Source organism: Escherichia sp. MOD1-EC4550 (assembly GCF_963876935.1).
GTDB classification, from domain to species: domain Bacteria; phylum Pseudomonadota; class Gammaproteobacteria; order Enterobacterales; family Enterobacteriaceae; genus Escherichia; species Escherichia coli_F.
The window spans coordinates 112,519-136,464 of sequence record NZ_CAWNSE010000001.1 but is presented as its reverse complement, the minus strand read 5'-3'; the positions used below and the strand labels follow the sequence as shown (position 1 = coordinate 136,464).

The window sequence follows — 23,946 nt, the reverse complement described above, 5'->3', positions numbered from 1 at the left end:
TATCATTTTCAAGGAGCCGACATGAACCGCTTTGTGGTGGCCGAACCACTGTGGTGTACAGGATGTAATACCTGTCTCGCTGCCTGTTCGGACGTGCATAAAACGCAAGGTTTACAGCAACACCCGCGCCTGGCCCTGGCGAAGACGTCAACACTCACTGCCCCTGTCGTGTGTCATCACTGTGAGGAAGCCCCTTGCCAGCAGGTCTGCCCGGTCAATGCCATCTCCCAGAGAGATGATGCGATCCAACTCAACGAAAGCCTCTGTATTGGCTGCAAGCTTTGCGCCGTGGTCTGCCCATTTGGCGCAATCAGCGCTTCAGGAAGCCGTCCGGTGAATGCCCCTGCGCAATATGTTTTTCAGGCTGACGGCTCACTCAAAGACGGCGAAGAAAACGCGCCGACCCAACATGCTTTGCTGCGCTGGGAACCGGGTGTCCAGACCGTCGCGGTGAAATGCGACCTGTGTGATTTCTTGCCAGAAGGTCCGGCCTGCGTTCGCGCTTGCCCGAATCATGCGTTACGGCTGATCACCGACGATAGCCTGCAACGTCAGATGAAAGAAAAACAGCGCCTTGCCGCAAGCTGGTTTGCCAATGGCGGGGAGGATCCCCTTTCACTCACTCAGGAGCAACGCTAATGGATGCCCTGCAATTATTAATCTGGTCGCTGATCCTCTATCTGTTTGCCAGTCTGGCTTCGCTGTTTTTACTCGGTCTGGACAGACTGGCTATTAAGCTTTCCGGCATCACATCGCTGGTGGGCGGCGCGATTGGCATCATCAGCGGAATTACGCAATTACATGCAGGCGTAACTTTAGTCGCCCGTTTTGCCACGCCTTTTGACTTTGCCGATTTAACCCTGCGAATGGATAGCCTCTCGGCATTTATGGTGCTGGTTATCTCCTTGCTGGTGGTGGTTTGTTCGCTCTATTCATTGACTTATATGCGCGAATACGAGGGCAAAGGCGCGGCGGCGATGGGCTTCTTTATGAATCTTTTCATCGCATCGATGGTTGCCCTGCTGGTGATGGACAACGCTTTTTGGTTCATCGTGCTGTTTGAAATGATGTCGCTGTCTTCCTGGTTTCTGGTCATTGCCAGGCAGGATAAAACGTCAATCAACGCTGGCATGCTCTACTTTTTTATCGCCCACGCCGGATCGGTGCTGATTATGATTGCCTTCTTGCTGATGTGGCGCGAAAGCGGCAACCTCGATTTTGCCAGTTTCCGCACGCTTTCACTTTCTCCGGGGCTGGCGTCGGCGGTGTTCCTGCTGGCCTTCTTCGGTTTTGGCGCGAAAGCCGGGATGATGCCGTTGCACAGCTGGTTGCCGCGCGCTCACCCTGCCGCACCATCGCACGCTTCGGCGTTGATGTCTGGCGTAATGGTCAAAATCGGTATTTTCGGCATCCTGAAAGTGGCGATGGATCTGCTGGCGCAAACGGGTTTGCCGCTGTGGTGGGGCATTCTGGTGATGGCGATCGGCGCAATCTCCGCGCTCCTGGGCGTGCTGTATGCGCTGGCGGAACAGGATATCAAACGGCTGCTGGCCTGGAGTACCGTCGAAAACGTCGGCATTATTTTGCTGGCGGTCGGTGTGTCCATGGTCGGTCTGTCACTGCACGACCCGCTGCTCACCGTGGTTGGACTGCTCGGCGCACTGTTTCATCTGCTCAACCATGCGCTGTTCAAAGGGCTGCTATTTCTCGGCGCGGGTGCGATTATTTCGCGTTTGCATACCCACGACATGGAAAAAATGGGGGCACTGGCAAAACGGATGCCGTGGACAGCCGCAGCATGCCTGATTGGTTGCCTCGCGATATCAGCCATTCCTCCGCTGAATGGTTTTATCAGCGAATGGTACACCTGGCAGTCGCTGTTCTCACTAAGTCGTGTGGAAGCCGTAGCGCTACAACTTGCGGGTCCTATTGCTATGGTGATGCTGGCAGTCACTGGTGGGCTGGCAGTAATGTGCTTCGTCAAAATGTACGGCATTACTTTCTGTGGTGCGCCGCGCAGTACACACGCTGAAGAGGCACAGGACGTGCCAAATACGATGATCGTCGCCATGCTACTGCTCGCGGCACTCTGCGTATTCATTGCGCTTAGTGCCAGTTGGCTGGCACCGAAGATAATGCACATTGCCCATGCGTTTACCAATACCCCTCCCGTCACTGTCGCCAGCGGAATAGCACTTGTACCCGGCACGTTTCATACACGGGTCACTCCCTCATTACTGTTGCTGTTACTACTGGCGATGCCTTTGCTGCCTGGCCTTTACTGGCTGTGGTGTCGTTCGCGCCGCGCAGCGTTTCGTCGCACAGGAGATGCCTGGGCATGCGGCTACGGCTGGGAAAATGCGATGGCCCCGTCAGGCAATGGCGTGATGCAGCCGCTGCGTGTGGTCTTTTCTGCGCTGTTTCGTCTGCGTCGACAACTGGATCCCACCGAAGAGTTAAATAACGGTCTCACGGGATTAACCCGTACCGCGAAACGAACAGAACCCTTTTGGGATGAGCGGGTGATCCGCCCCATCGTGAGCGCCACCCAACGGCTGGCCAAAGAAATACAGCATCTGCAAAGCGGCGACTTTCGTCTCTATTGCCTGTATGTGGTCGCCGCACTGGTTGTGCTGCTAATCGCTATTGCCGTCTAAGGAAATCACCATGAGACAAACTCTTTGCGACGGATATCTGATCATTTTTGCGTTAGCACAGGCCGTGATTCTGCTGGCGCTAACCCCGCTTTTTACGGGGATTTCCCGGCAGATACGCGCGCGTATGCACTCCCGTCGCGGACCGGGGATCTGGCAGGATTATCGCGATATCCACAAACTGTTTAAACGCCAGGAAGTTGCGCCGACATCTTCAGGTCTGATGTTCCGCCTGATGCCGTGGGTATTAATCAGCAGCATGCTGGTGCTGGCGATGGCCCTACCACTATTTATTACTGTTTCCCCTTTTGCGGGCGGCGGCGATCTGATCACCCTTATCTATCTTCTTGCCCTGTTTCGTTTTTTCTTTGCTCTTTCCGGGCTGGATACCGGAAGCCCGTTTGCGGGAGTCGGTGCCAGTCGCGAGTTGACGCTCGGCATTCTGGTCGAACCCATGCTCATTCTCTCACTGCTGGTATTGGCGCTGATAGCGGATTCCACGCATATCGAGATGATCAGCAAGACGCTGGCGACGGGCTGGAACTCGCCGCTAACCACCGTACTGGCGTTACTGGCCTGTGGTTTTGCCTGCTTCATTGAGATGGGAAAAATTCCCTTTGATGTTGCTGAAGCAGAACAGGAATTACAGGAAGGCCCGCTGACCGAATATTCCGGTGCCGGGCTGGCGCTGGCGAAGTTGGGGCTGGGGCTGAAACAGGTCGTGATGGCATCACTGTTTGTGGCCCTGTTTCTGCCCTTTGGGCGCGCGCAAGAGCTTTCTCTCACCTGCCTGCTGACTTCACTTGTCGTTACGCTGCTCAAGGTTTTGCTGATTTTTGTTCTGGCCTCTATCGCAGAAAACACGCTGGCACGCGGGCGTTTTTTACTCATTCACCATGTGACCTGGCTTGGCTTCAGCCTTGCTGCGCTTGCCTGGGTCTTCTGGTTAACCGGTCTGTAAGGAGCACTGACGGAATATGGAAAATCTTGCTCTGACGACGTTATTGCTGCCTTTTATCGGCGCACTGGTCGTTTCGTTTTCGCCACAACGTCGGGCCGCCGAATGGGGGATTTTGTTCGCCGCGCTGACCACGCTGTGCATGTTGTCGCTGATCTCCGCGTTTTATCAGGCCGATAAAGTTGCCGTCACGTTGACGTTGGTCAACGTGGGGGATGTGGCGTTGTTTGGCCTGGTCATTGATCGCGTGAGTACGCTGATTCTGTTTGTGGTGGTGTTCCTCGGTTTGCTGGTCACGATCTACTCCACGGGTTATCTGACGGATAAAAATCGCGAACACCCGCATAACGGCACGAATCGTTATTACGCATTTTTGCTGGTTTTTATCGGCGCGATGGCGGGACTGGTACTCTCCTCGACGCTGCTCGGTCAGTTATTGTTTTTTGAAATTACGGGCGGCTGCTCCTGGGCGTTGATCAGTTATTACCAGAGCGATAAAGCGCAGCGTTCAGCACTAAAAGCGTTACTTATCACTCATATCGGTTCGCTGGGGTTGTATCTTGCCGCCGCCACGCTGTTTTTGCAGACCGGAACGTTTGCGCTTAGCGCGATGAGCGAGTTACACGGCGACGCACGTTATCTGGTTTATGGCGGCATCCTGTTTGCCGCGTGGGGAAAATCGGCCCAGCTACCGATGCAAGCGTGGCTACCGGATGCAATGGAAGCGCCAACACCGATCAGCGCCTATCTCCACGCCGCATCGATGGTGAAAGTGGGCGTTTACATTTTTGCCCGCGCCATTATCGACGGCGGCAATATCCCGCATGTGATTGGCGGCGTTGGCATGGTCATGGCACTGGTCACCATTCTTTACGGCTTCCTGATGTATTTGCCGCAGCAGGATATGAAGCGGTTGCTGGCCTGGTCGACCATCACTCAACTTGGCTGGATGTTCTTCGGCTTGTCGCTCTCCATCTTCGGCTCGCGGCTGGCACTGGAGGGCAGCATCGCCTACATCGTCAACCACGCGTTCGCTAAAAGCCTGTTTTTCCTTGTAGCAGGTGCGCTGAGTTACAGCTGCGGCACGCGCTTGTTGCCGCGTCTGCGTGGCGTATTGCACACCCTGCCGTTGCCAGGCGTGGGTTTCTGCGTGGCCGCGCTGGCGATTACTGGCGTGCCGCCGTTCAACGGCTTCTTCAGTAAATTCCCACTGTTTGCTGCCGGTTTTTCGTTGTCAGTGGAGTACTGGATCCTGCTGCCCGCCATGATTCTGCTGATGATTGAATCGGTCGCCAGTTTCGCCTGGTTTATTCGCTGGTTTGGTCGCGTCGTGCCTGGCAAACCGAGCGAAGCCGTCGCCGATGCCGCACCGCTGCCAGGATCAATGCGCCTGGTGTTGATTGTACTGATTGTGATGTCGCTGATTTCCAGCGTATTCGCCGCGACCTGGTTGCAGTAAGGAGATGATGAATGACCGGTTCTATGATCGTAAATAATCTGGCGGGACTGATGATGCTGACATCGCTGTTTGTGATTAGTGTCAAAAGCTATCGCCTGTCATGCGGATTTTACGCCTGCCAGTCGCTGGTGCTGGTGTCTATTTTCGCCACCCTCTCGTGCCTGTTCGCCGCAGAGCAACTGCTGATCTGGTCCGCCAGCGCCTTTATCACCAAAGTACTGATGGTACCGTTAATCATGATTTACGCTGCACGAAATATTCCCCAGAACCTCCCGGAAAAAGCGTTATTCGGTCCGGCAATGATGGCATTGCTCGCGGCATTAATTGTCCTGCTTTGCGCATTTGTCGTTCAGCCCGTGAAGCTACCGATGGCTACCGGGCTGAAACCGGCGCTGGCGGTGGCGTTAGGTCATTTTCTGCTTGGCCTGCTGTGCATTGTCAGCCAGCGCAATATCCTGCGGCAAATTTTTGGTTACTGCCTGATGGAAAACGGCTCCCATCTGGTGCTGGCGCTTCTTGCCTGGCGTGCACCGGAACTGGTGGAAATTGGTATCGCTACCGACGCCATCTTCGCCGTCATTGTGATGGTGTTACTGGCAAGAAAAATATGGCGTACCCACGGCACGCTGGACGTGAACAACTTGACCGCGCTGAAGGGATAATGAGATGAGTTATTCTGTGATGTTCGCTTTACTCCTGCTCACGCCGCTGCTTTTTTCGCTGCTCTGTTTTGCCTGCCGGAAACGGGGACACTCTGCGACTCGCACGGTGACAGTACTACATAGCTTAGGGATCACACTGCTGCTGATTCTGGCACTGTGGGTGGTCCAAACTGCCGCTGATGCGGGAGAAATATTCGCTGCGGGACTGTGGCTTCATATTGATGGTCTGGGCGGTTTGTTCCTCGCCATTCTTGGTGTGATTGGCTTTCTCACCGGTGTTTACTCGATTGGCTACATGCGTCATGAAGTGGCTCACGGCGAGCTTTCACCCGTTACGCTGTGCGATTACTACGGTTTCTTCCATCTGTTTTTGTTCACCATGCTGCTGGTTGTTACCAGCAATAACCTGATTGTGATGTGGGCGGCGATCGAAGCCACCACCTTAAGCTCGGCGTTTCTGGTAGGCATTTACGGTCAGCGTTCATCTCTGGAAGCTGCATGGAAGTACATCATTATTTGTACTGTTGGTGTCGCTTTTGGTCTGTTCGGTACCGTGCTGGTATACGCCAACGCCGCCAGCGTTATGCCGCAGGCAGAAATGGCGATATTCTGGAGCGAGGTTCTTAAGCAATCGTCCTTGCTTGACCCAACATTAATGCTGTTGGCCTTTGTGTTTGTGCTAATTGGCTTTGGCACCAAAACCGGGCTATTTCCCATGCACGCCTGGCTGCCGGATGCTCACAGTGAAGCGCCGAGTCCGGTCAGCGCCCTGCTCTCCGCCGTATTGCTGAACTGCGCGCTATTGGTGCTGATTCGCTATTACATCATTATTTGCCAGGCCATCGGCAGCGATTTCCCCAACCGGTTGTTGCTCATCTTCGGCATGTTGTCGGTTGCCGTGGCGGCATTTTTCATTCTGGTACAGCGGGACATTAAGCGTCTGCTGGCGTACTCCAGCGTGGAGAACATGGGACTGGTCGCGGTGGCGCTAGGCATTGGCGGGCCGCTGGGAATTTTTGCTGCGCTGCTGCACACCTTAAACCACAGTCTGGCAAAAACGCTGCTGTTCTGCGGTTCCGGCAATGTACTGCTCAAGTACGGCACACGCGATCTCAACGTCGTCTGCGGAATGCTCAAAATCATGCCATTTACCGCCGTGCTGTTTGGCGGCGGTGCGCTGGCGCTGGCCGGGATGCCGCCCTTCAACATTTTTCTTAGCGAATTTATGACCGTTACCGCCGGACTGGCTCGTAATCACCTGTTGATTATCGTCCTGCTGTTATTGCTGTTAACGCTGGTACTGGCGGGCCTGGTACGGATGGCTGCGCGGGTGTTAATGGCGAAACCGCCGCAGGCCGTTAACCGGGGTGAACTTGGCTGGTTGACCACCTCGCCAATGGTGATTCTGCTGGTCATGATGCTGGCGATGGGAACGCATATTCCACAACCTGTCATCAGGATCCTGGCGGGCGCTTCCACTATAGTCCTCTCAGGGACGCACGACCTGCCTGCACAACGTAGCACCTGGCATGATTTTTTGCCTTCAGGCACCGCATCTGTTTCGGAGAAACACAGTGAACGTTAATTCATCGTCAAATCGTGGCGAAGCGATTCTCGCCGCCCTGAAAACGCAGTTCCCCGGCGCGGTGCTGGATGAAGAGCGACAAACGCCTGAACAGGTCACCATTACGGTGAAAATAAATCTGCTGCCTGACGTTGTACATTATCTTTATTATCAACATGATGGCTGGCTTCCGGTCCTGTTTGGCAACGACGAGCGGACACTTAACGGTCATTACGCGGTTTATTATGCCCTTTCAATGGAAGGGGCCGAAAAATGCTGGATCGTGGTGAAGGCACTGGTCGATGCCGACAGTCGGGAGTTTCCGTCAGTCACACCGCGCGTCCCTGCCGCGGTCTGGGGCGAGCGAGAAATTCGCGATATGTACGGGCTGATTCCGGTTGGCCTGCCGGATCAGCGTCGCCTGGTGTTGCCCGATGACTGGCCGGAAGATATGCATCCGCTGCGCAAAGACGCGATGGATTATCGACTGCGCCCTGAACCGACGACTGATACCGAAACGTATCCGTTTATCAACGAGGGCAACAGCGATGCGCGGGTGATCCCTGTTGGCCCGCTGCATATCACCTCCGATGAACCAGGTCACTTCCGCTTGTTTGTGGATGGCGAGCAAATTGTCGATGCTGATTACCGCCTGTTTTATGTCCATCGCGGCATGGAGAAACTGGCAGAAACGCGGATGGGCTACAACGAAGTGACCTTCTTGTCGGACCGCGTGTGTGGGATTTGCGGTTTTGCCCACAGTGTGGCCTATACCAACTCGGTTGAAAATGCACTGGGGATTGAGGTGCCGCAACGAGCGCATACTATTCGCTCGATTCTGCTGGAAGTCGAACGGCTGCATAGTCATTTGCTCAACCTTGGCCTCTCCTGCCATTTTGTTGGTTTTGATACCGGTTTTATGCAATTTTTCCGCGTGCGGGAAAAGTCGATGACGATGGCGGAATTGCTGACCGGGTCGCGTAAAACCTACGGTCTGAATCTGATTGGTGGTGTTCGCCGCGATATTCTCAAAGAGCAACGTCTGCAAACGATGAAACTGGTGCGCGAGATGCGCGCCGACGTGTCGGAGCTGGTAGAGATGCTGCTTGCCACGCCGAATATGGAACAACGCACTCAGGGCATTGGCATTCTCGACCGACAAATCGCCCGTGATTATAGCCCCGTAGGGCCGCTGATCCGTGGCAGTGGTTTTGCCCGTGATTTGCGCTTTGATCACCCCTACGCCGACTACGGCAATATTCCAAAAACGCTGTTTACCTTTACCGGCGGCGATGTCTTCTCCCGCGTGATGGTCCGTGTCAAAGAGACGTTTGATTCGCTGGCAATGCTGGAATTTGCCCTCGACAACATGCCGGATACCCCACTGCTGACCGAAGGCTTTAGCTATAAACCTCACGCATTCGCGCTGGGCTTTGTTGAAGCGCCACGCGGTGAAGACGTGCACTGGAGCATGCTCGGCGATAACCAAAAATTGTTCCGCTGGCGCTGTCGTGCCGCCACCTACGCCAACTGGCCAGTGCTGCGTTACATGCTGCGCGGCAATACCGTTTCTGACGCACCGCTGATTATCGGTAGCCTTGATCCCTGCTACTCCTGTACCGACCGTGTGACGCTGGTTGATGTGCGCAAGCGCCAGTCAAAAACCGTGCCGTATAAAGAGATCGAACGCTACGGCATTGATCGTAACCGTTCGCCGCTGAAGTAAGGACAGAAAATGCTGAAGTTACTGAAAACTATTATGCGCGCCGGAACCGCGACGGTGAAATATCCCTTCGCGCCACTGGAGGTCAGCCCAGGCTTTCGCGGGAAACCTGACCTGATGCCCAGCCAATGTATTGCCTGCGGTGCCTGCGCCTGTGCTTGTCCGGCAAATGCGCTGACTATCCAGACCGACGACCAGCAAAATACGCGCACCTGGCAGCTCTATCTGGGGCGTTGTATTTACTGCGGACGTTGTGAAGAAGTGTGCCCGACCAGAGCCATTCAGCTTACCAATAACTTTGAACTGACCGTCACCAATAAAGCCGATCTCTATACCCGCGCGACGTTCCATCTACAACGTTGCAGCCGTTGCGAACGCCCGTTTGCCCCGCAAAAAACCGTCGCACTGGCTGCAGAACTGTTGGCACAGCAACAAAATGCACCACAAAACCGCGAAATGTTGTGGGCGCAAGCGAGCGTCTGCCCGGAATGCAAACAACGCGCGACGCTGATCAACGACGACACAGATGAACCGCTGGTGGCTAAGGAGCAGCTATGAGTCCAGTGCTTACGCAACATGTCAGCCAGCCCATCACGCTGGACGAACAAACGCAAAAGATGAAGCAGCATTTGTTACAGGATATCCGTCGCTCGGCCTACGTTTATCGCGTCGATTGCGGCGGCTGCAACGCCTGCGAAATCGAAATTTTTGCCGCCATCACGCCAGTGTTCGACGCAGAACGCTTTGGCATTAAGGTTGTTTCATCACCTCGTCACGCCGATATTTTGTTATTTACTGGCGCAGTCACCCGGGCGATGCGTATGCCTGCACTTCGGGCATATGAGTCTGCCCCCGATCATAAAATCTGTGTTTCCTACGGCGCGTGCGGTGTCGGCGGCGGTATTTTCCACGATCTCTACAGCGTCTGGGGCGGCAGCGACACCATTGTCCCCATTGATGTTTGGATCCCCGGCTGTCCGCCAACACCGGCCGCCACCATTCACGGTTTCGCCGTGGCGCTCGGTTTGCTACAACAGAAGATTCACGCGGTGGATTATCGCGATCCCACCGGGGTGACCATGCAACCGCTGTGGCCGCAGATCCCGCCATCACAGCGTATCGCCATTGAGCGAGAAGCGAGGCGGCTGGCGGGCTATCGTCAGGGGCGAGAAATTTGCGATCGGCTCCTGCGCCATTTAAGCGACGATCCTACAGGAAATCGGGTTAACACCTGGTTGCGCGAAGCCGACGATCCGCGTCTCAATAGTATCGTTCAGCAACTCTTTCGCGTTCTCCGGGGGTTACATGGCTGAGGAGTGCGGGGAAATTGTTTTCTGGACGCTGCGAAAAAAATTTATCGCCAGTAGCGACGAGATGCCGGAACACAGCTCCCAGGTAATGTATTACTCGTTGGCTATCGGTCATCACGTTGGCGTGATTGATTGTCTGAATGTCGCCTTCCGCTGCCCACAGACGGAATACGAAGATTGGCTTGCACAGGTCGAAGAGGAGCAAGCCCGACGTAAGATGCTGGGGGTGATGACCTTTGGTGAGATTGTTATTGACGCCAGCCACACCGCCCTGTTGACCCGGGCATTCGCGCCACTGGCAGATGACGCGACGTCTGTGTGGCAGGCGCGTAGCATTCAATTCATTCATCTGTTGGATGAAATTGTGCAGGAACCGGCCATCTATATGATGGCCAGAAAAATTGCGTGAGAAGGATTTCTCATTAATAAGGACTGTTGATGGCTATGTCAGACGAGGCGATGTTTGCCCCGCCACAAGGAATAACAATTGAAGCGGTAAACGGAATGCTCGCGGAGCGGTTAGCGCAGAAACACGGCAAGGCGTCTTTATTACGCGCCTTCATCCCGCTGCCGCCGCCGTTCAGCCCGGTACAACTTATTGAACTGCATGTTCTCAAAAGCAACTTCTATTACCGCTACCATGATGATGGCAGCGATGTGACGGCAACAACAGAGTATCAGGGCGAGATGGTCGATTATTCGCGCCACGCCGTCCTTCTCGGCAGTAGTGGAATGGCGGAGCTACGCTTTATTCGCACCCACGGCAGTCGTTTTACTCCCCAGGATTGCACACTGTTTAACTGGCTGGCACACATAATCACTCCTGTTCTGCAATCATGGCTCAATGATGAAGAACAGCAGGTGGCGCTGCGTTTGCTGGAGAAAGATCGCGATCATCATCGGGTACTGGTGGATATCACTAATGCAGTGTTGTCACATCTTGATCTCGACGATCTGATCGCTGACGTCGCTCGTGAGATCCATCATTTTTTCGGTCTGGCTTCAGTCAGTATGGTACTGGGCGATCATCGAAAGAACGAGAAGTTCAGCCTGTGGTGCAGCGATCTTTCTGCCTCACATTGTGCGTGTCTGCCACGCTGTATGCCTGGCGAAAGTGTATTGCTGACACAAACGCTACAAACCCGACAACCGACCTTGACGCACCGTGCAGACGATCTGTTTCTCTGGCAACGCGACCCGTTATTACACTTACTTGCATCTAACGGCTGCGAATCTGCGCTCCTTATACCGCTCACCTTTGGCAACCATACACCGGGTGCATTGTTGCTGGCGCATACCTCTCCCACTCTCTTTAGTGAGGAAAACTGCCAGCTACTACAACATATTGCCGATCGCATCGCTATTGCCGTTGGCAATGCCGATGCCTGGCGTAGCATGACCGATTTGCAGGAAAGCTTGCAGCAAGAAAACCACCAGCTTAGCGAGCAGCTCCTTTCGAATCTGGGCGTCGGTGACATTATCTATCAAAGCCAGGCAATGGAAGATTTGCTCCAGCAGGTAGATATTGTGGCGAAGAGCGACAGTACGGTGTTGATTTGTGGTGAAACCGGAACCGGCAAAGAGGTGATCGCCAGAGCGATCCATCAACTTAGCCCACGACGCGACAAGCCGCTGGTCAAAATCAACTGCGCCGCTATCCCCGCCAGTCTTCTGGAAAGTGAGTTATTCGGTCACGACAAAGGGGCATTTACTGGCGCGATTAACACTCATCGTGGTCGTTTTGAAATTGCCGATGGCGGCACGTTGTTTCTCGATGAAATTGGCGATCTGCCGTTAGAACTTCAGCCCAAACTGCTACGCGTATTACAGGAGCGGGAAATTGAGCGTCTCGGTGGGAGTAGAACGATCCCGGTGAATGTCAGAGTCATTGCCGCCACCAACCGTGATTTGTGGCAAATGGTAGAAGATCGCCAGTTTCGCAGCGATCTCTTTTATCGCCTGAATGTCTTTCCACTGGAATTGCCGCCGCTACGCGACCGTCCGGAAGATATCCCTCTTTTAGCAAAACATTTTACACAAAAAATGGCTCGCCATATGAATCGCACAATTGATGCCATTCCAACAGAAGCGCTACGCCAGTTGATGTCGTGGGACTGGCCGGGCAACGTGCGCGAGCTGGAAAACGTGATTGAGCGAGCGGTACTACTGACTCGCGGTAACAGTCTGAATTTACATCTTAATGTCCGACAAAGCCGTTTACTGCCGACGTTAAATGAAAATTCGGCGCTTCGCAGTTCAATGGCGCAGTTACTGCACCCGACGACGCCAGAGAATGACGAAGAAGAACGTCAGCGCATTGTTCAGGTATTGCGAGAAACCAATGGCATTGTTGCCGGGCCTCGTGGCGCGGCGACGCGATTAGGGATGAAGCGCACCACGCTGCTATCACGAATGCAGCGGCTGGGGATCTCGGTTCGCGAGGTGTTGTAATCTGTTTTTGCAGGAGTATGCATGAGAAACAAACTCTCTTTCGACTTGCAGTTGGGCGCCAGAAAAGCGGCAATCGCTGAACGGATTGCCGCCCATAAAATTGCCCGCAGCAAAGTGTCGGTCTTTTTAATGGCGATGTCCGCAGGCGTGTTTATGGCGATCGGATTTACTTTTTACCTTACCGTTATCGCCGATGCCCCGTCTTCACAGGCATTAACCCATCTGGTGGGTGGCCTTTGCTTTACACTCGGCTTTATTTTGCTGGCGGTTTGCGGCACCAGCCTGTTCACCTCGTCGGTAATGACGGTGATGGCAAAAAGTCGGGGCGTTATTAGCTTGCGAACATGGCTGATTAATGCACTTCTGGTGGCCTGCGGTAATCTGGCAGGTATTGCCTGTTTCAGTTTGTTAATCTGGTTTTCCGGGCTGGTGATGAGTGAAAACGCGATGTGGGGAGTCGCGGTTTTACACTGCGCCGAGGGCAAAATGCATCATACATTTACTGAATCAGTCAGCCTCGGCATTATGTGCAATCTGATGGTTTGTCTGGCGCTGTGGATGAGTTATTGCGGACGTTCATTATGCGACAAAATCGTCGCCATGATTTTGCCCATCACCCTGTTTGTCGCCAGTGGCTTTGAGCACTGTATCGCCAATTTGTTTGTGATTCCGTTCGCCATTGCCATTCGCCATTTCGCCCCTACCTCCTTCTGGCAACTGGCGCACAGTAGCGCAGACAATTTTCCGGCACTGACGGTCAGCCATTTTATTACCGCCAATCTGCTCCCGGTGATGCTGGGTAATATTATCGGCGGTGCAGTGTTGGTGAGTATTTGTTATCGGGCGATTTATTTACGTCAGGAACCCTAAAAATCAGCCCGGCGAAACAGTTCGTCGGGCTGAAGATTATTCTTGCGCGATTTGCCCATCGGGCCAGGCGTGAATCACGGCTTTGATCAGCGTCGCCAATGGAATGGCGAAGAATACGCCCCAGAATCCCCACAAACCACCGAAGATCACTACTGATAAAATAATGACCAGCGGATGCAGGTTAACCGCTTCGGAGAACAACACAGGTACTAACAGGTTGCCGTCCAGCGCCTGAATGATCAGATACACCGCGAAGCAGCTCCAGAATTCCGTGCCAGCACCAAACTGGAATAGCGCCACGCCAACCACCGGAATGGTCACCACAAATGCACCAATGTACGGAATAAGTACCGAGAAGCCGACCAGCACCGCCAGCAGCAGCGAATAGTTCAGCCCGAAGAGTAAGAATCCCAGCCAGGTGGCAATCCCCACCACGATCATCTCCAGCACTTTGCCGCGGATATAGTTGGTGATTTGTTGATTCATCTCCTTCCACACCTGTCCTGCCAGTCCACGGTTACGCGGCAGCACCCGGCGAACGGCGTTCAGCATCTGCTCTTTGTCTTTCAGCAGGAAGAAGACCATCAATGGCACCAGCACCAGATAGACGGCAATGGTCAGCAAACCGACCAGCGAGGCGAGGGAAATTTTCACCACCGAATCGCCCATGGTGAGCATTCGGCTGCGCATATTTTCGGCCATTGCATCAATAATCCCCGCATCCATTAACGCCGGATAGCGGCGCGGCAACGTGGCGGCAAAATCAGAGAGCTTATTGAGCATCCCCGGCATATCACGGATTAAGTAGATGCCCTGTTGCCAGGCGATAGGCATTACCACGAACGCCATCAATAGCAATATACCGACGAAAACCACCAATACAATCGACGTCGCCCAGCGGCGGGAGCAGCCAATAGATTGCAGGCGCACGGTTGGCCATTCCAGCAAATAGGCCAGCACAATAGCCACCAACAGCGGAGCAAGCAGGCCACTAAAGAAAAAAATAATGCCAAATCCGGCAACTAAAATAACCAGCAAGGCAATCGCTTCCGGGTCGCTAAAACGGCGGCGATACCATTGCATCAACATTTCGAGCATAAAGACCTTCCCTGAACCTCAAGAGCGGGATTGCGATCCGCAATTGTATCGAAATGTCACAAAAAAGACTTCGCTTTTTATGACGGATTCAGGAAACTGAAAAGTCATTTGAGTGGACTAATCTTCGCCGTTACACTCAAAGGCGGCGCGGTGGGAACGATATTTCACAGTATCGGTCAAATGACTATCTCCAGAAACACAGGATAGAGGTTATGTTCAGGCAGTTGAAAAAAAACCTGGTTGCAACCCTCATTGCTGCCATGACCATTGGTCAGGTAGCCCCGGCGTTTGCCGATAGTGCAGACACCTTGCCGGATATGGGAACCTCCGCAGGAAGCACGCTTTCCATTGGTCAGGAAATGCAGATGGGCGACTATTATGTCCGCCAATTACGCGGCAGTGCGCCGTTAATTAATGACCCGTTGTTAACGCAGTACATTAATTCGCTGGGGATGCGTCTGGTTTCGCATGCCAATTCGGTTAAGACGCCGTTCCATTTCTTTTTGATCAATAACGACGAAATTAATGCCTTTGCTTTCTTTGGCGGCAACGTGGTGTTGCACTCTGCCCTGTTCCGTTATTCCGATAACGAAAGTCAACTGGCTTCAGTTATGGCGCACGAAATCTCCCACGTCACCCAACGTCACCTGGCACGAGCGATGGAAGATCAACAGCGCAGCGCACCACTTACCTGGGTCGGCGCGTTAGGTTCTATTTTACTGGCGATGGCCAGTCCACAAGCAGGGATGGCGGCGCTAACCGGTACGCTGGCGGGAACGCGCCAGGGTATGATCAGTTTTACCCAGCAAAATGAACAGGAAGCGGACCGCATTGGTATTCAGGTGCTGCAACGCTCAGGATTCGATCCGCAGGCGATGCCAACCTTCCTCGAAAAATTGCTCGATCAGGCGCGTTACTCCTCGCGTCCGCCGGAAATTTTATTGACTCACCCATTGCCGGAAAGTCGTCTGGCAGATGCCCGCAACCGTGCTAATCAGATGCGCCCGATGGTGGTGCAGTCGTCGGAGGATTTCTATCTGGCGAAAGCGCGCACACTGGGGATGTATAATTCCGGACGTAATCAGCTCACCAGTGATTTGCTGGATGAATGGGCGAAAGGAAACGTTCGTCAGCAACGAGCGGCGCAATATGGTCGTGCTTTACAGGCGATGGAAGCCAATAAATACGACGAAGCGCGTAAAACGCTGCAACCGTTACTGGCGGCAGAACCTGGCAACGCATGGTATCTCGATCTGGCTACCGATATCGATCTTGGGCAAAACAAAGCCAATGACGCTATCAATCGCCTGAAAAATGCCCGCGATTTGCGCACCAATCCGGTGTTGCAGCTCAACCTGGCGAACGCTTATCTGCAAGGGGGGCAACCACAGGAAGCGGCCAATATTCTGAATCGCTACACTTTTAACAATAAAGATGACAGCAACGGCTGGGATTTACTGGCACAGGCGGAAGCCGCACTAAATAACCGCGATCAGGAACTGGCTGCGCGAGCAGAAGGTTATGCGCTCGCCGGACGACTCGATCAGGCCATTTCCTTGTTGAGTAGCGCCAGTTCTCAGGTGAAATTAGGCAGCCTGCAACAAGCGCGTTACGATGCGCGCATCGACCAGTTGCGCCAGCTGCAAGAACGCTTTAAGCCTTATACAAAAATGTAATTCGCATTAAAGGAAGAACAATGACCAAACAGGTAAAAATCTACCATAACCCACGCTGTTCAAAGAGCCGGGAAACGCTGAACCTGCTGAAAGAAAACGGCGTGGAGCCAGAAGTGGTGCTCTACCTTGAGACACCCGCCGATGCGGCAACGCTGCGCGATTTGCTGAAAATGCTGGGGATGAACAGCGCCCGTGAGTTGATGCGCCAGAAAGAGGATCTTTATAAAGAGCTGAACCTGGCTGACAGTTCGCTTAGCGAAGAGGCGCTGATTCAGGCGATGGTGGATAATCCGAAGCTAATGGAGCGCCCAGTTGTGGTCGCTAATGGCAAAGCGCGGATTGGTCGTCCACCGGAGCAGGTACTGGAAATCGTGGGTTAATATGCGCCTTTTCGCGAGTTAAGTCACGTTGCCGGATACGACGCTTGCCGCGTCTTATCCGGCCGACGAATACTATGGGCGCGCATCCGACGATAAACGTCTTGTCTACAGTTTCAGAATTTCTTTCACAAACGGAATGGTCAGCTTACGTTGCGCGGTAATCGACGCACGATCCAACTGATCCAACGTCATAAATAACGTGCGCATCTCTCTGTCGAGCCGCTTCAGCAAGAAACGCCCCACATCTTCTGGCAGTTCAAAACCACGCAAACGCGCGCGTAACTGTAGCGCCTGCAACTTATCTTCATCAGAAAGAGGCTGCAATTTGTAGATCTGCCCCCAGTCGAGTCGCGACGCGAGATCCGGTAATCCCAGATTCAACTGCCGCGGTGGACGATCGCCGGTGATCAACAACCTTGTTTTACCCGATTCCAGAATTCGATTGTAGAGATCGAAAATCGCCATCTCCCACAACTCATCGCCTGCAATACACTCAATGTTGTCGATACAGACCAGCGACAAATGCTCCATACCGTCGAGCACTTCCGGAACAAACCAGGTGCGTTTATCCAGCGGGACATAGCCCACCGCATCGCCACGCTGCGACAATTCCGCGCAAGCCGCGTGCAGCAGATGGCTGCGCCCCGCGCCTTCGCGTGCCCAGAGATAGATGTAACCGCTATGTTCCTGACGCAGCACGTTTTGCAGCGCGGCCAGTAAAGAGGAGTTATCCCCCGGCCAGAAACTTGCAAAGGTTTCGTCGTCAGGAAGATAAAGTGGCAAAGAGAGCTGTGCCGGTGTGTTCAGAGATACCTCAACCAGGATTTCACAAAATCGCGAGAAGTTTACCACAGAATCCCATGATGTTTGAACCGGGCAGCAACACTGCCCGGTCGGTACATTATTTGTCTGTTATATCCGCGTCTTCTGCGTCCAGCACCACTTCTTCAGGGCGCAGCACACTAATCAGTTTGAAGATCAAACTTAAGCCGATACCGACGATGGTCGCCAGCGCCATACCTTTCAGCTCCGCCGCGCCGATGTTTACCTTCGCGCCACTGACACCGATGATCAAAATCACGGAAGTCAGGATCAGGTTCTGTGCTTTGTTGTAATCCACTTTCGATTCGATCAAAACACGAATACCGGAAGCACCGATAACACCATAAAGCAGCAGCGAAACGCCGCCCATCACCGGCAATGGGATCATCTGGATAGCAGCAGCCAGTTTACCGACGCAGGAAAGCAGGATAGCGAAAATCGCCGCCCCGCCGATAACCCAGGTACTGTAAACGCGGGTGATCGCCATCACGCCAATGTTTTCCCCGTAGGTGGTGTTTGGCGTGGAGCCAAAGAAGCCGGAGATCACGGTCGACAAGCCGTTAGCAAACATCGAACGGTGCAGACCTGGATCGCGCAGCAGATCTTTTTTGACGATATTAGCCGTTACTACCAGGTGCCCTACGTGTTCGGCAATAACCACTAACGCCGCTGGCAGAATAGTCAGAATGGCAAACCACTCGAAGCGCGGCGTATAGAGAGTTGGCAGCGCAAACCAGTGGGCGTTAATAATCGGCGTGGTATCGACAATCCCCATTGCGAAAGAGAGCGCATACCCTACCAGCACACCAATTAAAATTGGGATAATTGCCAGGAAACCACGAAACAGGACGGAACCTAAAACCGTGACCGCCAGGGTGGTAATAGAGATGATGATGGTTTTGGAGTCTGGCGTTTGCCCTTCAGCCGGGAGTAAACCTGCCATACCGGCAGCTACGCCCGCCAACTCCAGACCGATGACGGCAACGATTGCGCCCATTGCCGCAGGTGGAAACAGCACGTCCAGCCAGCCGGTCCCCGCTTTCTTCACGATAAAAGAAACCAGGCAGAACAGCACGCCGCACATAATAAAGCCGCCCAGCGCGACTTCATAACCCAACGGCAACAGTAACAATACTGGCGAAATAAAGGCAAAACTTGAACCAAGATAAGCCGGGATTTTCCCTTTACAGATGAAGAGATACAGCAGCGTTCCTATACCGTTAAATAACAGTACAGTCGCCGGGTTAATATGAAATAAGACGGGCACCAGGACGGTTGCACCAAACATGGCGAACAAATGTTGCAAACTAAGCGGGATTGTCTGTAAAAGTGGCGGTCTTTCACTCACCCCGATAGCACGGCGCGTCATAGTATTATCCTCTGTATTATGTGTTATAGGCGCTTTACTCAAAAAAAAGCCGACTCTTAAAGTCGGCTTTAATTATTTTTATTCTTTATTTCGTACCAAAGATTTTATCACCGGCATCGCCGAGGCCCGGAATAATGTATCCGTGCTCGTTCAGTCCCTGGTCAATCGATGCAGTATACAGTTCGACGTCCGGGTGCGCTTTTTCCAGCGCAGCAATACCTTCTGGCGCAGCTACCAGTACCAGCACTTTAATGCTGCTGCAGCCTGCTTTTTTCAGCAGGTCGATGGTCGCGATAACGGAACCGCCGGTTGCCAGCATTGGGTCAACGATCAGCGCCATACGCTCATCGATGTTTGAAACCAGTTTCTGGAAGTACGGTACCGGCTCCAGCGTTTCTTCATTACGGTACATGCCGACAACGCTGATACGCGCGCTCGGAACGTTTTCCAGCACACCGTCCATCATCCCCAGACCGGCACGTAAAATTGGCACCACGGTAATTTTCTTACCTTTGATCTGATCGATTTCTACCGGGCCGTTCCAGCCTTCGATAGTTACTTTTTCCGTTTCGAGGTCGGCGGTCGCTTCGTAAGTCAGCAGGCTACCCACTTCGGAAGCGAGTTCGCGAAAGCGCTTGGTGCTGATATCTTGCTCACGCATCAGTCCCAGCTTGTGTTTGACGAGTGGGTGTTTGACTTCCACGATCTTCATACTCTTTCTCCTTTGAGGGGCAGCCACAAAAAAAATCGACGGATTATACCTCCTTTCTTCAAGGCGGCAATATTATTTTCGTTGACTTTAGTCAAAATGATAACGGTTTGAGATAAAGTTATTTTGTATTCAAATGGTTATGAAAGAAGATTATTCCATCCGAAAACGATCCTTTGCCACGGTGCAGCTATTCTTTCGCCGCGCGCTTGGGAAAATGAAGTGCAAAAAGGTTGTGTAAAGCAGTCTCGCAAACGTTTGCTTTCCCTGTTAGAATTGCGCCGAATTTTATTTTTCTACCGCAAGTAACGCGTGGGGACCCAAGCAGTGACCGATAAAACCTCTCTTAGCTACAAAGATGCCGGTGTTGATATTGACGCGGGTAATGCTCTGGTTGGAAGAATCAAAGGCGTAGTGAAGAAAACGCGTCGTCCGGAAGTGATGGGCGGTCTGGGCGGCTTCGGTGCGCTGTGTGCATTGCCGCAAAAATATCGTGAACCCGTGCTGGTTTCCGGCACTGACGGCGTAGGTACCAAGCTGCGTCTGGCGATGGACTTAAAACGTCACGACACCATTGGTATTGATCTGGTCGCCATGTGCGTTAATGACCTGGTGGTGCAAGGTGCGGAACCGCTGTTTTTCCTCGACTATTACGCAACCGGAAAACTGGATGTTGATACCGCTTCAGCGGTGATCAGCGGCATTGCGGAAGGTTGTCTGCAATCGGGCTGTTCGCTTGTGGGTGGCGAAACGGCAGAAATGCCGGGGATGTATCATGGTGAAGATTACGATGTCGCCGGATTCTGTGTCGGGGTAGTAGAAAAATCAGAAATCATTGACGGTTCTAAAGTCAGCGACGGCGATGTACTGATTGCACTCGGCTCCAGCGGCCCGCATTCAAATGGTTACTCGCTGGTGCGCAAAATTCTCGAAGTCAGCGGTTGTGATCCGCAAACCACCGAACTTGATGGTAAGCCATTAGCCGATCATCTGCTGGCACCAACCCGCATTTACGTGAAGTCCGTGCTGGAGTTGATTGAAAAGGTCGATGTGCATGCTATTGCGCACCTGACCGGCGGCGGCTTCTGGGAAAACATTCCGCGCGTATTGCCAGATAATACCCAGGCAGTGATTGATGAATCTTCCTGGCAGTGGCCGGAAGTGTTCAACTGGCTGCAAACGGCAGGTAACGTTGAGCGCCATGAAATGTATCGCACCTTCAACTGCGGCGTCGGGATGATTATTGCCCTGCCTGCTCCGGAAGTGGACAAAGCCCTCGCCCTGCTCAATGCCAACGGTGAAAACGCGTGGAAAATCGGTATCATCAAAGCCTCTGATTCCGAACAACGCGTGGTTATCGAATAATGAATATTGTGGTGCTTATTTCCGGCAACGGAAGTAATTTGCAGGCAATTATTGACGCCTGCAAAACAAATAAAATTAAAGGCACCGTACGGGCAGTTTTCAGCAATAAGGCCGACGCGTTCGGCCTTGAACGCGCCCGCCAGGCGGGTATTGCAACGCATACGCTCATCGCCAGCGCGTTTGACAGTCGTGAAGCCTATGACCGGGAGTTGATTCATGAAATCGACATGTACGCACCCGATGTGGTCGTGCTGGCGGGTTTTATGCGCATTCTCAGCCCGGCGTTTGTCTCCCACTATGCCGGGCGTTTGCTGAACATTCACCCTTCTCTGCTGCCGAAATATCCCGGATTACACACCCATCGTCAGGCGCTGGAAAATGGCGATGAAGAGCACGGTACATCGGTGCATTTCGTCACCGATGAACTGGACGGTGGCCCGGTTATTTTACAGGCGAAAGTCCCGGTATTTGCTGGTGATACGGAGGATGACATCACCGCCCGCGTGCAAACCCAGGAACACGCTATTTATCCACTGGTGATTAGCTGGTTTGCCGATGGTCGTCTGAAAATGCACGAAAACGCCGCGTGGCTGGATGGTCAACGTCTGCCGCCGCAGGGCTACGCTGCCGACGAGTAATGCCCCCGTAGTTAAAGCGCCAGCTCTGCCGCTGGCGTTTTTCAATTCACCTGTAAATCGCAAGCTCCAGCAGTTTTTTTCCCCCTTTTCTGGCATAGTTGGACATCTGCCAATATTGCTCGCCATAATATCCAGGCAGTGTCCCGTGAATAAAACGGAGTAAAAGTGGTAATGGGTCAGGAAAAGCTATACATCGAAAAAGAGCTCAGTTGGTTATCGTTCAATGAACGCGTGCTTCAGGAAGCGGCGGACAAATCTAACCCGCTGATTGAAAGGATGCGTTTCCTGGGGATCTATTCCAATAACCTTGATGAGTTCTATAAAGTCCGCTTCGCTGAACTGAAGCGACGCATCATTATTAGCGAAGAACAAGGTTCCAACTCTCATTCCCGCCATTTACTGGGCAAAATTCAGTCCCGGGTGCTGAAAGCCGATCAGGAATTCGACGGCCTCTACAACGAGCTGTTGCTGGAGATGGCGCGCAACCAGATCTTCCTGATTAATGAACGACAGCTCTCCGTCAATCAACAAAACTGGCTGCGTCATTATTTTAAGCAGTATCTGCGTCAGCACATTACGCCGATTTTAATCAATCCTGACACTGACTTAGTGCAGTTCCTGAAAGATGATTACACCTATCTGGCGGTGGAAATTATCCGTGGCGATACCATCCGTTACGCGCTGCTGGAGATCCCATCAGATAAAGTGCCGCGATTTGTGAATTTACCGCCAGAAGCGCCGCGTCGACGCAAGCCGATGATTCTTCTGGATAACATTCTGCGTTACTGCCTTGATGATATTTTCAAAGGCTTCTTTGATTATGACGCGCTGAATGCCTATTCAATGAAGATGACCCGCGATGCCGAATACGATTTAGTGCACGAGATGGAAGCCAGCCTGATGGAGTTGATGTCTTCCAGCCTGAAGCAGCGCTTAACCGCAGAACCGGTACGTTTTGTTTATCAGCGCGATATGCCTAATGCGCTGGTTGAAGTGTTACGCGAAAAACTGACTATTTCCCGCTACGACTCCATCGTCCCCGGCGGCCGTTATCACAATTTTAAAGACTTTATTAATTTCCCCAACGTCGGCAAAGCCAATCTGGTGAACAAACCATTGCCGCGTTTACGCCATATTTGGTTCGATAAAGCCCAGTTCCGCAACGGTTTTGATGCCATTCGCGAACGTGATGTGTTGCTCTATTATCCTTATCATACCTTTGAGCATGTACTGGAACTGCTGCGTCAGGCTTCGTTCGACCCGAGCGTACTGGCGATTAAAATTAACATTTACCGCGTGGCGAAAGATTCACGCATCATCGACTCGATGATCCACGCCGCACACAACGGTAAGAAAGTCACCGTGGTGGTTGAGTTACAGGCGCGTTTCGACGAAGAAGCCAACATTCACTGGGCGAAGCGCCTGACCGAAGCAGGCGTGCACGTTATCTTCTCTGCGCCGGGGCTGAAAATTCACGCCAAACTGTTCCTGATTTCACGTAAAGAAAACGGTGAAGTGGTGCGTTACGCACACATCGGGACCGGGAACTTTAACGAAAAAACCGCGCGGCTTTATACTGACTATTCGTTGCTGACCGCCGATGCGCGCATCACCAACGAAGTACGGCGGGTGTTCAACTTTATTGAAAACCCATACCGCCCGGTGACATTTGATTATTTAATGGTGTCACCACAAAACTCCCGCCGTTTGTTGTATGAGATGGTGGACCGCGAGATCGCCAACGCGCAGCAAGGGCTGCCCAGCGGTATCACTCTAAAGCTAAATAACCTTGTCGATAAAGGTCTGGTCGACCGTCTGTATGCGGCTTCCAGCTCCGGCGTGCCGGTTAATCTGCTGGTTCGCGGCATGTGTTCGCTGATCCCCAATCTGGAAGGCATTAGCGACAACATTCGTGCCATCAGTATTGTTGACCGTTACCTTGAACATGACCGGGTTTATATTTTTGAAAATGGCGGCGATAAAAAGGTCTACCTTTCTTCCGCCGACTGGATGACGCGCAATATTGATTATCGTATTGAAGTAGCGACGCCACTACTCGATCCACGCCTGAAGCAGCGAGTACTGGACATCATCGACATTTTATTCAGCGATACGGTCAAAGCGCGTTATATCGATAAAGAACTTAGTAATCGCTACGTTCCCCGCGGTAACCGCCGCAAAGTGCGGGCGCAGTTGGCGATTTACGATTACATCAAATCCCTCGAACAACCTGAATAA

Annotated in this window: 21 protein-coding genes; 17 read left to right on the top strand and 4 right to left on the bottom strand. The window is 52.9% G+C overall.

From position 1 onward, the window contains the following. The first annotated feature begins 21 nt into the window (after positions 1 to 21). From hyfA to focB, 12 genes are read left to right on the top strand one after another with little or no spacing between them, the layout of a single operon-like run. A complete protein-coding gene (gene hyfA / locus AACU19_RS00585) occupies positions 22 to 639 on the top strand; it encodes a hydrogenase 4 subunit HyfA (protein WP_105277931.1) in 618 nt (205 codons plus the stop codon). Next, complete coding sequence (gene hyfB, locus AACU19_RS00580; protein ID WP_105277930.1) at positions 639 to 2,657, top strand: hydrogenase 4 subunit B; 2,019 nt, start codon at positions 639 to 641, stop codon at positions 2,655 to 2,657. The genes hyfA and hyfB overlap by 1 nt, the downstream gene beginning before the upstream one ends. A gap of 10 nt (positions 2,658 to 2,667) precedes the next feature. Further along, the gene (gene hyfC / locus AACU19_RS00575; protein WP_001353042.1) at positions 2,668 to 3,615 is read left to right on the top strand and encodes a hydrogenase 4 subunit HyfC; all 948 of its coding nucleotides are present in this window, start codon (positions 2,668 to 2,670) and stop codon (positions 3,613 to 3,615) included. A gap of 16 nt (positions 3,616 to 3,631) precedes the next feature. Next, positions 3,632 to 5,071 carry a hydrogenase 4 subunit HyfD gene (gene hyfD / locus AACU19_RS00570; RefSeq protein WP_000429082.1) on the top strand — a complete coding sequence of 480 codons (1,440 nt, stop codon included), beginning with the start codon at positions 3,632 to 3,634 and terminating at the stop codon, positions 5,069 to 5,071. An 11-nt stretch (positions 5,072 to 5,082) separates the two neighbouring features. Next, positions 5,083 to 5,733 (top strand): hydrogenase 4 membrane subunit, encoded by a 651-nt coding sequence (gene hyfE / locus AACU19_RS00565; RefSeq protein WP_000147995.1) that lies wholly within the window; start codon positions 5,083 to 5,085, stop codon positions 5,731 to 5,733. Positions 5,734 to 5,737: 4 nt separating this feature from the next. After that, the gene (gene hyfF, locus AACU19_RS00560) at positions 5,738 to 7,318 is read left to right on the top strand and encodes a hydrogenase 4 subunit F (protein ID WP_000122523.1); all 1,581 of its coding nucleotides are present in this window, start codon (positions 5,738 to 5,740) and stop codon (positions 7,316 to 7,318) included. Further along, complete coding sequence (hyfG, locus tag AACU19_RS00555; RefSeq protein WP_001102313.1) at positions 7,308 to 9,023, top strand: hydrogenase 4 catalytic subunit HyfG; 1,716 nt, start codon at positions 7,308 to 7,310, stop codon at positions 9,021 to 9,023. Before hyfF ends, hyfG begins: the two co-directional genes overlap by 11 nt. Positions 9,024 to 9,032: 9 nt before the next feature. Continuing rightward, the gene (hyfH, locus tag AACU19_RS00550) at positions 9,033 to 9,578 is read left to right on the top strand and encodes a hydrogenase 4 subunit H (protein ID WP_000916074.1); all 546 of its coding nucleotides are present in this window, start codon (positions 9,033 to 9,035) and stop codon (positions 9,576 to 9,578) included. Beyond that, entirely contained in the window at positions 9,575 to 10,333 is a 759-nt protein-coding gene (gene hyfI / locus AACU19_RS00545; RefSeq protein WP_000075547.1) for a hydrogenase 4 catalytic subunit HyfI, read from the top strand. The genes hyfH and hyfI overlap by 4 nt, the downstream gene beginning before the upstream one ends. Next, the gene (gene hyfJ / locus AACU19_RS00540) at positions 10,326 to 10,739 is read left to right on the top strand and encodes a hydrogenase 4 assembly chaperone HyfJ (RefSeq protein ID WP_032184868.1); all 414 of its coding nucleotides are present in this window, start codon (positions 10,326 to 10,328) and stop codon (positions 10,737 to 10,739) included. Before hyfI ends, hyfJ begins: the two co-directional genes overlap by 8 nt. Positions 10,740 to 10,768: 29 nt before the next feature. Next, positions 10,769 to 12,781: a DNA-binding transcriptional regulator HyfR gene (hyfR, locus tag AACU19_RS00535; RefSeq protein ID WP_105277929.1), complete on the top strand. Its 2,013-nt coding sequence runs from the start codon at positions 10,769 to 10,771 to the stop codon at positions 12,779 to 12,781. Between the two features lie 21 nt (positions 12,782 to 12,802). Continuing rightward, a complete protein-coding gene (focB, locus tag AACU19_RS00530) occupies positions 12,803 to 13,651 on the top strand; it encodes a formate transporter FocB (RefSeq protein WP_105277928.1) in 849 nt (282 codons plus the stop codon). Positions 13,652 to 13,687: 36 nt separating this feature from the next. On the opposite strand, the gene AACU19_RS00525 is transcribed toward focB, so the two are convergent. Continuing rightward, complete coding sequence (locus AACU19_RS00525; RefSeq protein ID WP_000892051.1) at positions 13,688 to 14,749, bottom strand: AI-2E family transporter; 1,062 nt, start codon at positions 14,747 to 14,749, stop codon at positions 13,688 to 13,690. A gap of 212 nt (positions 14,750 to 14,961) precedes the next feature. On the opposite strand from AACU19_RS00525, the gene bepA reads away from it, so the two are divergent. Further along, complete coding sequence (gene bepA / locus AACU19_RS00520) at positions 14,962 to 16,425, top strand: beta-barrel assembly-enhancing protease (protein WP_000489665.1); 1,464 nt, start codon at positions 14,962 to 14,964, stop codon at positions 16,423 to 16,425. Between the two features lie 20 nt (positions 16,426 to 16,445). Beyond that, complete coding sequence (arsC, locus tag AACU19_RS00515; RefSeq protein ID WP_105277927.1) at positions 16,446 to 16,805, top strand: arsenate reductase (glutaredoxin); 360 nt, start codon at positions 16,446 to 16,448, stop codon at positions 16,803 to 16,805. A 105-nt stretch (positions 16,806 to 16,910) separates the two neighbouring features. Here the strand turns inward: arsC and AACU19_RS00510 are convergent, their stop codons facing one another. From AACU19_RS00510 to upp, 3 genes are all read right to left on the bottom strand, one after another. Then, positions 16,911 to 17,612, bottom strand: a complete 702-nt coding sequence (locus AACU19_RS00510) for a DnaA inactivator Hda (RefSeq protein WP_001307333.1) — start codon at positions 17,610 to 17,612, stop codon at positions 16,911 to 16,913. A 94-nt stretch (positions 17,613 to 17,706) separates the two neighbouring features. Next, complete coding sequence (gene uraA / locus AACU19_RS00505) at positions 17,707 to 18,996, bottom strand: uracil permease (protein ID WP_000198328.1); 1,290 nt, start codon at positions 18,994 to 18,996, stop codon at positions 17,707 to 17,709. A gap of 85 nt (positions 18,997 to 19,081) precedes the next feature. Next, positions 19,082 to 19,708, bottom strand: coding sequence for a uracil phosphoribosyltransferase (upp, locus tag AACU19_RS00500; RefSeq protein ID WP_001295473.1), 627 nt, complete (start codon positions 19,706 to 19,708; stop codon positions 19,082 to 19,084). A gap of 324 nt (positions 19,709 to 20,032) precedes the next feature. On the opposite strand from upp, the gene purM reads away from it, so the two are divergent. The 3 genes from purM (at position 20,033) to ppk1 (ending at position 23,946) form a co-directional block, all read left to right on the top strand. Then, positions 20,033 to 21,070: a phosphoribosylformylglycinamidine cyclo-ligase gene (gene purM, locus AACU19_RS00495; RefSeq protein ID WP_001295474.1), complete on the top strand. Its 1,038-nt coding sequence runs from the start codon at positions 20,033 to 20,035 to the stop codon at positions 21,068 to 21,070. Next, positions 21,070 to 21,708, top strand: coding sequence for a phosphoribosylglycinamide formyltransferase (purN, locus tag AACU19_RS00490; RefSeq protein ID WP_001028614.1), 639 nt, complete (start codon positions 21,070 to 21,072; stop codon positions 21,706 to 21,708). The genes purM and purN overlap by 1 nt, the downstream gene beginning before the upstream one ends. A 171-nt stretch (positions 21,709 to 21,879) precedes the next feature. Then, on the top strand, positions 21,880 to 23,946 hold the full coding sequence (gene ppk1, locus AACU19_RS00485) for a polyphosphate kinase 1 (protein WP_000529576.1): 2,067 nt from the start codon (positions 21,880 to 21,882) through the stop codon (positions 23,944 to 23,946).